This window comes from Niabella aurantiaca DSM 17617, assembly GCF_000374125.1.
In the GTDB taxonomy this organism is placed as follows: domain Bacteria; phylum Bacteroidota; class Bacteroidia; order Chitinophagales; family Chitinophagaceae; genus Niabella; species Niabella aurantiaca.
In genome coordinates this window covers 62,170-71,417 of the sequence record NZ_KB893634.1, presented here as the reverse complement: position 1 = coordinate 71,417, position 9,248 = coordinate 62,170, and the positions used below count along the sequence as shown (strand labels likewise).

The following is a 9,248-nucleotide window of genomic DNA, read 5'->3' as shown; positions in this document are numbered from 1 at the left end:
GTCTTTCCAGGGTGCTCCCGTCCGACAGATCCAAAGTATTCCATTCAGGATTTTCCGATCATCCTGACGTGGACGACCACTAACTATTTTGACTGGGGCTGCCTTTTTAATTACAGGCAAAACCTCTTCCCATTGCGTTACTGTTAAATCCATAACCGCAAGTTTCATACTCTTGACCCCTAATTCAAAGAACTATTTATTAACTATTCACATTATTCCTGACTTTTGAGATGACTTCTAAAGAAAACGGATGTATTTCCTATGCTTGCCTTTGAGGAGCAGCAACACGGGTCTTTTTATGTTACTACCGTGCTCCCGTAGCCATCTCAAACAGTCCTAAAAGAATTTCAGCGTTTCAGTGACGCTGTGGCATTGTTTCACGCAGCGACGCAAATGAGCGGCGGCATATTTAGGTTATTACAAGATCGCAAAGACACCAGGCAGCTAAAGAGGAATACTGTACCTCAGCGTATTCTGAGTTTGGCGGCAAAAAGCCAAAACGGGGGCGAAACCCGGCGCTAAACAGCTCCTCAGGGAAAAAGCAACCCGTGATGCCGCTGACACAATGCGGCGGTCTGATGACCGGCATAGGTTTTGTCTTCAAACCGGAACACTTCCCGGACACCCCGTAGCGCATTGGTAAGAAAAAGTTCGTCGGCTTCTTTCAGGGTTTCCGGGGTGCAGGACTCTTCCTTAATTCCGGGTTCGGCAGCCATCAGGTAAGCCCGGAATACGCCTTCCACGCAGCCTTCCGTTACCGGCGGCGTAAACAGCTGTTTTCCGCGGATCCAGAACAGGTTCGAAATACAGGATTCGATTACCTGGTGGCGGCTATTCTGGATCAGGCAATCATCCCACCCCTGCCGCGTGCAAAATTGCGCAGCGCGGCTGAATAAAAGCGCATTCGCCAGTTTTAGCCCGGAAAAGCAGTGCCGCTCTTTCTGCATTTCGGGGTACAGGCCAAGTACCAGCCCGACTCCGGCAATATTTAGCGGGGTAAGGGGTGTGGCTTCTATTAAGTAATTCGTTGCCGACTGGTCAAAGAGGCCCCCGTTCCCGTTCGAAAAGGACAACCGCACCCGGGCATTCTCCCTGCATTGGTTTCTGGTACATAGCTCTATGATCTGGTCATAAAGATGCGCAACGGATATGCCCGCTGCAAATGAATAGTCCAAAAGGTCCATGCTTTTGAGGATCCTGTTCCGGTGAAAGCTCCATAAAGGAATTGCCGAACGGTGCACCCGAAGGGTTTCGAAAAAGCCGTCCCCATAGCGATAGCCTTTATTGGCTGCCGGAATAACGGGTGTGCCCGCATCTGAAAAAACTCCGTTAAAGCATAGATCGTGCATGGCAGAATGTATAAAAGACGAACGGAATTATTTTACCTGGGTAGCGGGAGGCAGTGGTGTTTTGGCCGGCTTAGCGGAGGAGTCTGCAGCAGCGCTCTGGAGCGTGTCCTTCTTTACACGTGTTTGCTGGGCGTTGATGGAATCCAGCATGGCTACAAAAACATCGGGCTTACGCTGGTAGTATTCAAGACTTTTTTCGAAATCCTTTTTTGAGATCTTGTGCAGCGTAAAGATCTGCTTGAGCACCTGCTGGTTAACCACTGCGCGGTTCAGGTTGGGGTAGCGGTAATATACGTAGCCGTTGACAAATTCGCCGCCTTTGGCAATATCCCACAGGACGGCCTGCATCTTTTCCCGGGGCAGGATATCTTTGGGTCGCCCAAGTCCGCAGGCGGCAAGGGTGATGCTGAGTACCAGTAAAGGAAGTAATTTGTTCATATTGTTGTTATGTCCGTTTTTACAATGATATCCAGGATATCCTTTGCTATAGCCTGTTTCGATTTGGACGCAAATCCGAATTTTTCGCCTGTTTTTGTGAAGACCGTTACCTTGTTGGTATCTGCTCCAAAGGCTGCCCCGTCGTTTAACGAGTTCAATACAATATAGTCGGCATTCTTTTTATGAAGCTTTTCAAGCGCGTGTGCCTCTTCATCGTTGGTTTCCAGGGCAAAGCCAAGCAGAACCTGCCGGTTGGTTTTGATGGCGCCCAGGGCCGCGAGGATATCCCGGGTTTTTACCAGGTTCAACTCAAGGCCGGATTCCTGTTTCTTTATTTTCGTATCGCTAACGGCGGCCGGTCTGTAGTCAGCTACTGCAGCTGCCATCAGGGCAATGTCTGCAGATTCAAAATGATCCATACAGGCCTGGTACATTTCCTCTGCGGCGGTAACTTTGATGAGCGTGATATCCGAAAGGTCCTGCTCAAGTACGGCGGGTGCAGGGCCCAATACCAGGGTGACCGTCGCGCCGCGCCTGCGGCATTCTTTTGCCAGGGCATAGCCCATTTTTCCTGAAGAGTGGTTCCCGATAAAACGGACGGGGTCGATGGCCTCATAGGTGGGCCCGGCGGTCACCAGCACATTTTTCCCTTCCAGGCTTTTATCCGTCGTATCTCCGAGGAACGATTGAATATGTGCCAGGATCATTTCCGGCTCTTCCATGCGGCCTTCACCGATCAGCCCGCTGGCCAGCTCGCCATGATGCGGAGCCAGCACGGTATGGCCAAATTTCTTTAAGATCCCGATGTTCTTTTGCGTGGCAGGATGCTGCCACATATCTTCATCCATGGCGGGAGAGACCATTACCGGGCAGGTTGCAGAAAGGTAAACGGAAAGCAGGAGGTTATCGCAATGCCCCTGCGCCATTTTTGCCAGTGTGTTGCAGCTTAATGGTGCTATCAACAAAAGATCCGCCCATCTCCCCAACTCCACATGATTGGCCCAGGTATTGCCGGATGCCATATCTATGAGCACTTCATTTTTTGAAAGTGTGGACAGTGTAAGCGGCGATACAAAATCCCTCGCAGAAGGGGTCATGATCACTTTTACAACGGCCTTTTGTTTTACCAGAAGCCGCACCAGGTGAATGATCTTATACGCTGCAATGCTGCCACTGATGCCGATGGCTATTTTTTTGCCTGCTAACATTTATCAAAAATAAGTCAAAAACTAAAGGAGATGCCTTTGTTTTTTGACGCGGGCCGGTTTCCTGTTGCTTTTTTTGAAGGTGCAATGGGTACCCGGATTTTTTTTATTTCCTGCTCCATTCCTGAAACCGCGATAGTTATAGAAAAGGTACTTATAATATTCCGATCCGGGTGTTTGTGCGATTTTTTTAACGCTTCGGTATATGCTTTTTTTGATCACTGTTGATAATTAAGATTGGATAGTTGGCCTTTATCAGTAAATTTGAAAAACGTGGGGGATCCGGCTATTGCCGTCGGGAAAGGGGTGCAGATAGACGAAATAGTTATGAAAACCGGACACTGATCTCCAATGGATGCGTTCTTCCCGCATCCTGCGCTTTTTTGGGTCTGACTCATTAAATGCGGTACATTTTCAATACTGATGTCATGATCCGGAGAAATGATGTTTCCTGCTGCCATTTGAGTCCGGGTATATTCACCGGGTTGGTATCTTTTAGATATTCGACGGTGTTTTTAGTCGGGGCCGATCGTATGCACTTTTATCAATAGCTCTTCTGATAAGCTGAACTGAAGATTTTTGAGCAAAAACTCGTAGGTATTGAAATGACCCAGGACCTCGTTGTATTCAAACAGGGCGGGTATAGAAAACTTATTGGCAACCTGTTCCCTGTAGTTGCTGAGCATCTGCGCATAGGTGCTTAAAGGTCCTTTTATAGGATCCACCTGTATAAATATACATAAAATCCGCAGGGAGGGACGGGAGGTATTTCTTGTATATACCACCGGCAAGCCATATCATGAAGCAGCCGCAATGGACCCATCGATCCGTTGCGGCTGTATTCAGAATAGAATGACCGATCGTTAGCTGAACAACTCGTCTTCAGCTTTGCGGTAGTAGATTTTATCGTCAAGAAACTCCTGGGTAGCTAAAAGCGCAGGATTGGGCATTCTTTCGTATGCTTTTGAAATTTCAATCTGCTCTTTATTCTCATGGATCTCTTCCAATGTGTCGGTATGGCTGGCAAATTCATCCAGTTTGTTGTGCAACTCTTCCTTGATGGAAATGTTGATCTGGTTGGCTCTTTTACCAACAATGGCAATGGATTCATAGATATTGCCGGTTTTGTTTTTTATCTCCTGCAGGCTTTTTGTTTCAACACTGCTGGGAGTACCGACACTAAGATGCCTTCTTAATTTGCTCATTATTACTAAATTTTTGAATTTGTGTTTGTGACATGGCCATATATTTTTCAATATCGGCTTTATATTTACTTTCCGGGAAGCGATCGAGGAACTCCCTGCATTCATCCATCACTTCTTTAAAGCGCTCGGACTTCTTGTTAACAATGCTGTTTTCGGCAAAAAGATAATAAGACTTTACAGACATCATTTTGTATTCATCTGCCACCTGGGATTCCGGAAAGTTCTCTAACAATGCGGCAAAGCTAACCCCTGCGGCCCTGTAAAATCCCATATCATAATAAAGCTTTGCACTTTTATAGTCTTTTGTCTCCAGTTTTTTTCTAAGCTCGTCCAGGATCCTGTTCGCCTCCGGAAGCCGCACAGAATTGGGGTGCGTATTGATGAAGGTTTGCATAAACCCTATGGCCTTAAACGTATTGCTTTGATCCAGCTCCGGCTTGGGTGACTGCTTATAGAAGGCAAAGGCGCGCATGTATTCGACTTCCTCGGATTTCGGACTGTTGGGAAAGCTCTCCAGGAATGTTTTGAAATAGTTCTCGGCCATGGCGTAGTCCCTTTGATAATAGGCGGAGTAAGCGTACTTATAGTAAATGTCCTGGAACTGGGGCGTGGTTTTGTAATAGGGTAAAATATCTTCGTACACCAGCTGTGCCTTATTGTATTTCTTTTTGGCATAAAAGGCGTCTGCCATTTTCAATTTATAGGCAGCATCCTTGCTCTTTAAAATCTTATTCATGCCAGGCCCGCAGGACGACATTAAAAACAAGGCGGAAATGATGACAAAAAACCTCATAAAGTTTGCAAAGTTAACTATAACCATGCAAATATTCATAAAAACCTTAGCTACCCAAAATATGAGTCGTTAAGCTTTTGATAAAGAGCCGCTTGTTTGCTTATTTTTCGTTGTTGCTGGCCAGAAACTGGTCCAGGGCGGTGATCATGCTGGGGGTTTTGGGGAGGGGAGCTACGATTTGAGGGGTCAGTCCTGCTTTTTTCGCCGCTTCCCGGGTGTTATCACCAAAAGTGCCGATCACCATTTCGTTCTGTTTGAAATCAGGAAAATTGTCAAACCAGCTTTTTATGCCGCTGGGTGTGAAAAAGCAAAGGACATCAAACTTTATATTGGCCAATGATTTTTTTACGTCATTGCTTTTGGTGCGATACATGAAAGCCAGGTCAAACGCACAATCATGCTGTTTCAGCCAACTGATGATCTCATTATCCTGCTGATTCTCAGAGCATACATACAGGAAATTGAGGTTTTCTTTGTGCTTGTTGATCACATCAAGCAGGCTTTTATTGCTGCCGTCCGTACCATAAAAGACCTTTCTTTTGCGGTAGAGGATGAACTTTTGAAGATAAAGAGCCACCGCTTCTGTGATACAGAAGTATTTCGTGTCCTGCGATACATTGATCTTCATTTCCTCACAGGTCCTGAAAAAGTGATCAATGGCGTTGCGACTGGTAAAGATAACTCCTGTATAGGTGGGAATGCTGATCTTTTGGCGTCTGAAATCTTTTCCGGAAATAGGCTCCAGCATGATCAGTGTTTCAAAATCCAGGGTTACACCATGTTTTTTTTCAAGGTCGAAATAGGGAGATTTTTCGCTCTTTGGTCTTGGCTGGCTGATGAGTATGTGTTGTACTTTTCCAGCTTCAGGCTTCGCTATGGGTTTTGTTGCTACGTTACTTGACATTAAAATTCACCTAAATTGTGTGCAAAGGTACGCTATTCCCCGTTAAAAAGTGTAAAATAAACTTATAGATTACAAAGGCAGGCAGCAGCTCAAATGCGATGAAATAGATGGAGAAATGAAAAAGACTGACCTTGTTACTCTTCTGCACCATCTGAACGGCAACCGTAAAGCGATAAAGGAATAGCGCCCCGATGATCAGCCAGCTCAGTGTCCAGATAATGGTTTTAATGCCCGTGCCTCCCAGGGATGTGACCACAATTACCGGAAGCAGGAACAGCACCAGGATCTTGTTCACCAGGAAGATCAGGAAGATGTATGCATCCGTAAGGTGCTGCAGCTTGAAGAGCCAGCCGAATAATTTTAACAGGAAGAATTTTGCCAGATAGGCAAAGGACACAAAGATGGCTGCAAAAGAGAACAACTGCCAAAAAGGATAAGCCTGTTCGTTTCCAGCAAGCTGCTCTGCCATCAGCGCCAGGTAATAGCCGGCCGTAAATACAAACAAAATGTTAAAGAGAAAAGAAGGCAGGGTATTCTGACTCAGCTGTTGCTGCAATTGGCGCTGTTTCAGTGTACGCCTGAAGAACAGGGTGATCAGGTCTTCGAAGTATTTTGCAAATGCGGTCTTAAACCCTGCAAACAATAACATGATACCGGCAAGTGTGTAAAAATAGATCTCTTCACCTGTTTGTTTATGCCGTTTGCTGTAGGGTGTAATGATGGGTTGGGCCGAGAAGGCATAGTAGGGATGCCCCGCAAGGATCTGTTGTGTGCGGGCAAAATCCCTTTCCAGCTTTGTTCCCCTTGCCTGTTCTTTCAAACTATCGGCAATTGCTGCTTTTATGCGTGTGGAGTCCGGGAGATGGGGGCGGGCGTGTACTGCAACTGCGGTTGCCGGCCTTGTTACGGTGTCCTTTTTTACAGGAGATTGCTGCCCTGTTCTTCCTGCGGAGTCCTGTTTTAAACCGGCCTGGGCGCCTGCTTTCTTTGCCGTTGCAGAGTCTTTTTTTGTAACCGGCTTGACCACTGGTTTTGCAACCGTATCTTTTTTCTTTACGGTGTCTTTTTGCGGAGCTGTTTTCTTATTGCCGGAAACGGCGGGTTGCCGGGTTGCTTTTGCCTTATCTGTTGCCGGTTTTACCGGGGTAGTGCTCTTTTTTCCTGCAGCGGATTGTTTCTTTGAAGCCGGTTGTGCAAGAGTATTTTTTCTATTGGTATCCGTTTTTGATGCCGACCTTGTCTGCGGCTGATCTTTTGCACTGTCTTTTTTTTGAGCAGAAAGGGTGCTCAAGAAAAAGAAACTCAGAAAAAATATAATTGCTAAGCGGATCAAAACAGGCTTTTCTTTGAAAGCACAAAAATAACAAGCCGGCCTCAATATTACCGAAAAAGATAGGGTACACGGCATTTTTGAATTTTGACCTGCAGGAATGCGAAGAATCGATTTGTTCTATTGCCGGAATTGTGATACTTTCCTGTTGTTAAAAAGTGTTTATGAAATCTTGTTTATTACTGGCTGGTTTTTTTATATGCAGTGTTTCTTCGGAGGCTGCAGTGAATGCAACCCGGGATTCTGCGTTTAATTATGAAAGCAACCGTTTTGAGAAAAAGGGGTATGTATTACATTTTACATCAAATGCTGCGGACTTTAGTGCAGCGGTTAAGAAGCGGATGGTAGATGCTTTTTTTACCGTTTACCCGAAATTGGTGGAGGATTTTAATAGGGATGCGGCAAAAGAGGTCTATTTTAAAATAGATACCGCCTATCATGGTGTGGCGGCTACCGGTCGAGGGAACGTGGTGTACGACCCCAGATGGTTTGCAAAGAATCCGGGTGATATTGACGTGGTTACGCATGAAGTGATGCATATTGTACAAGCTTATGGGAGGAGTGTTGGCCCATGGTGGATCACCGAAGGAATTGCCGATTATATCCGGTTTAAATATGGGATCGACAATGAAGGCGGACGCTGGAAATTACCGGAATACACAGATCAGCAGAAATATTCAGATGGATACCGGGTAACGGCGCGGTTCCTGGCCTGGATAGAAGCCAGGGTAAAAGATGGATCCGTAAAGGCACTGAATAAGGTTTTGCGGGATCATTCCTATAATAAAGATAGTTGGAAACAGATCACTGGCAGATCACTGGATGAGCTCTGGTCCGCGTATTCAAAAGATCCGGCCTTATAGAGACCATTGTTCGCGGCGGATACAGTAGACGAAATTTAACCGGTCAGGCTCGCCGTGATAGGCGATCCATTCTTCTTTTAGTTTCAGGGCACCCAGCTTTTCAATAGCTTTTTGTGAGCGGTAGTTTTCGGCACCCACATGAAAATAAACGATGTTCACAAACCGGAATATATAGTCCAGCATTAGTTTTTTTACCTGGGTGTTTAGCCCTGTGCCCCAAAACCGGGTGGCATAAAAAGTATAGCCGATAAAAATGCTGTTGTCATCGGGGCTGTAGTTGTAAAACCGGGTGCTCCCGGCCAGCCCGCCGGAGGGGAGCACCCTGCAAAGAAAGGCGCCTCCGCTTTGCAAGGCGCCTTCAAAGAAGGTTTTGAACACCGGTTGCTCGTAACGGTTCCTGTTGGGATGCATTTGCCAAATGTCCGGGTCTGAAGCGACGGCGTATAGTTGTTCAAAGTCGTCTTCCTTCAACGGCAGGAGTTTTACATCCGCATTTTCGAGGAGCGGCTGAATGGAGAAAGGAGCTATGATCTGCTGACCAGTCATATGAAATTGAATGAAGGGTGATAAAAAACCAAAGTTAATGGTTGTATAGCGCTTTGAGAGGCGTAACATTTTTTGAGTTCTTATTGTTCTTTCATGTCTACCCGACCCGTCAGAGACGGGAGAACAACAAAGCCCTCTCTTCGCAAAGAATACAGCGCTGCAGAAAAAGGGCATGCACTCCGTTTTGTGGATTAGAGAACGGATTATTTTGAAGGGCCCTTTGCCCGGGATCCGGTCAATTGATGAAAGCATTTATAATGAAATTTTTCCGACTGCTTAGAGGCTTCCCCGGATGTATATGCCAATAAAGCCAGGTCCTCATCCGTTGTAGCTAAATAGGTTTTGCCATTGTTTAAGATATAGAGATTACAGCTTTTGCCGGAGCCATTCCTTCCCAGCAGGCCGGTAGCCTGGTATGGGTGACATTGAAGGCGGATATCAGAAAGAATGATCCTGTGGTTCAATGAGAGCCGGATGCCCCCGGCGAAAAGGTATGGAGGAGTGGCTTCAGGCATGAAAGCAACAGGTAATGATTAAAAAAAGAAGCATGTCGGAAATGGCGATCGGTATCCAGATCTGTTTACGGGAAATGCCCTGGGTATAATAGTAGTAATA

At 46.1% G+C, this 9,248-nt stretch carries 13 protein-coding genes; 1 reads left to right on the top strand and 12 read right to left on the bottom strand.

Annotated elements, in window-relative coordinates; translation table 11 throughout:
* The 10 genes from B160_RS32555 to B160_RS0113120 all read right to left on the bottom strand — a co-directional run.
* Positions 1-153 (bottom strand): transposase (locus B160_RS32555; RefSeq protein ID WP_169540061.1); only part of this gene is annotated, 153 nt, incomplete at its 3' end.
* A gap of 377 nt (positions 154-530) precedes the next feature.
* Positions 531-1,349 carry an aminotransferase class IV gene (locus tag B160_RS0113165; RefSeq protein ID WP_018628391.1) on the bottom strand — a complete coding sequence of 273 codons (819 nt, stop codon included), beginning with the start codon at positions 1,347-1,349 and terminating at the stop codon, positions 531-533.
* A gap of 27 nt (positions 1,350-1,376) precedes the next feature.
* Positions 1,377-1,787, bottom strand: a complete 411-nt coding sequence (locus B160_RS0113160; protein WP_018628390.1) for a DUF4296 domain-containing protein — start codon at positions 1,785-1,787, stop codon at positions 1,377-1,379.
* Positions 1,784-2,995: a bifunctional phosphopantothenoylcysteine decarboxylase/phosphopantothenate--cysteine ligase CoaBC gene (gene coaBC / locus B160_RS0113155; protein WP_018628389.1), complete on the bottom strand. Its 1,212-nt coding sequence runs from the start codon at positions 2,993-2,995 to the stop codon at positions 1,784-1,786. The genes B160_RS0113160 and coaBC overlap by 4 nt, the downstream gene beginning before the upstream one ends.
* A 252-nt stretch (positions 2,996-3,247) precedes the next feature.
* Entirely contained in the window at positions 3,248-3,364 is a 117-nt protein-coding gene (locus B160_RS32550) for a Fic family protein (protein WP_083927704.1), read from the bottom strand.
* Positions 3,365-3,507: 143 nt separating this feature from the next.
* Complete coding sequence (locus B160_RS0113140; RefSeq protein WP_157558050.1) at positions 3,508-3,717, bottom strand: hypothetical protein; 210 nt, start codon at positions 3,715-3,717, stop codon at positions 3,508-3,510.
* Positions 3,718-3,855: 138 nt separating this feature from the next.
* Positions 3,856-4,197, bottom strand: a complete 342-nt coding sequence (locus tag B160_RS0113135) for a DNA-directed RNA polymerase subunit omega (RefSeq protein WP_018628385.1) — start codon at positions 4,195-4,197, stop codon at positions 3,856-3,858.
* Complete coding sequence (locus B160_RS0113130; protein WP_026309742.1) at positions 4,172-4,990, bottom strand: outer membrane protein assembly factor BamD; 819 nt, start codon at positions 4,988-4,990, stop codon at positions 4,172-4,174. Before B160_RS0113130 ends, B160_RS0113135 begins: the two co-directional genes overlap by 26 nt.
* Positions 4,991-5,090: 100 nt before the next feature.
* Positions 5,091-5,894 carry a uroporphyrinogen-III synthase gene (locus B160_RS0113125; protein WP_018628382.1) on the bottom strand — a complete coding sequence of 268 codons (804 nt, stop codon included), beginning with the start codon at positions 5,892-5,894 and terminating at the stop codon, positions 5,091-5,093.
* Between the two features lie 10 nt (positions 5,895-5,904).
* A complete protein-coding gene (locus B160_RS0113120) occupies positions 5,905-7,185 on the bottom strand; it encodes a DUF4271 domain-containing protein (RefSeq protein WP_245562203.1) in 1,281 nt (426 codons plus the stop codon).
* A 203-nt stretch (positions 7,186-7,388) separates the two neighbouring features.
* Here B160_RS0113120 and B160_RS0113115 point away from each other — a divergent pair, with 203 nt between their 5' ends.
* Positions 7,389-8,087: a basic secretory protein-like protein gene (locus tag B160_RS0113115; protein ID WP_018628380.1), complete on the top strand. Its 699-nt coding sequence runs from the start codon at positions 7,389-7,391 to the stop codon at positions 8,085-8,087.
* On the opposite strand, the gene B160_RS0113110 is transcribed toward B160_RS0113115, so the two are convergent.
* Together B160_RS0113110 and B160_RS0113105 are read right to left on the bottom strand one after the other, a co-directional pair.
* Positions 8,082-8,702, bottom strand: coding sequence for a GNAT family N-acetyltransferase (locus tag B160_RS0113110; protein WP_018628379.1), 621 nt, complete (start codon positions 8,700-8,702; stop codon positions 8,082-8,084). The genes B160_RS0113115 and B160_RS0113110 overlap by 6 nt on opposite strands.
* Before the next feature lie 134 nt (positions 8,703-8,836).
* Positions 8,837-9,148, bottom strand: coding sequence for a P-loop NTPase family protein (locus tag B160_RS0113105; protein ID WP_018628378.1), 312 nt, complete (start codon positions 9,146-9,148; stop codon positions 8,837-8,839).
* Positions 9,149-9,248 lie beyond the last annotated feature (100 nt).

Coding starts and splice junctions, on each gene's coding strand:
- B160_RS0113165 (WP_018628391.1), bottom strand. CDS start 1,349: ATGCACGATCTATGCTTTAACGGAGTTTTTTCAGATGCGGGCACACCC.
- B160_RS0113160 (WP_018628390.1), bottom strand. CDS start 1,787: ATGAACAAATTACTTCCTTTACTGGTACTCAGCATCACCCTTGCCGCC.
- coaBC (WP_018628389.1), bottom strand. CDS start 2,995: ATGTTAGCAGGCAAAAAAATAGCCATCGGCATCAGTGGCAGCATTGCA.
- B160_RS32550 (WP_083927704.1), bottom strand. CDS start 3,364: ATGCGGGAAGAACGCATCCATTGGAGATCAGTGTCCGGTTTTCATAAC.
- B160_RS0113135 (WP_018628385.1), bottom strand. CDS start 4,197: ATGAGCAAATTAAGAAGGCATCTTAGTGTCGGTACTCCCAGCAGTGTT.
- B160_RS0113130 (WP_026309742.1), bottom strand. CDS start 4,990: ATGAGGTTTTTTGTCATCATTTCCGCCTTGTTTTTAATGTCGTCCTGC.
- B160_RS0113125 (WP_018628382.1), bottom strand. CDS start 5,894: ATGTCAAGTAACGTAGCAACAAAACCCATAGCGAAGCCTGAAGCTGGA.
- B160_RS0113115 (WP_018628380.1), top strand. CDS start 7,389: ATGAAATCTTGTTTATTACTGGCTGGTTTTTTTATATGCAGTGTTTCT.
- B160_RS0113110 (WP_018628379.1), bottom strand. CDS start 8,702: ATGTTACGCCTCTCAAAGCGCTATACAACCATTAACTTTGGTTTTTTA.
- B160_RS0113105 (WP_018628378.1), bottom strand. CDS start 9,148: ATGCCTGAAGCCACTCCTCCATACCTTTTCGCCGGGGGCATCCGGCTC.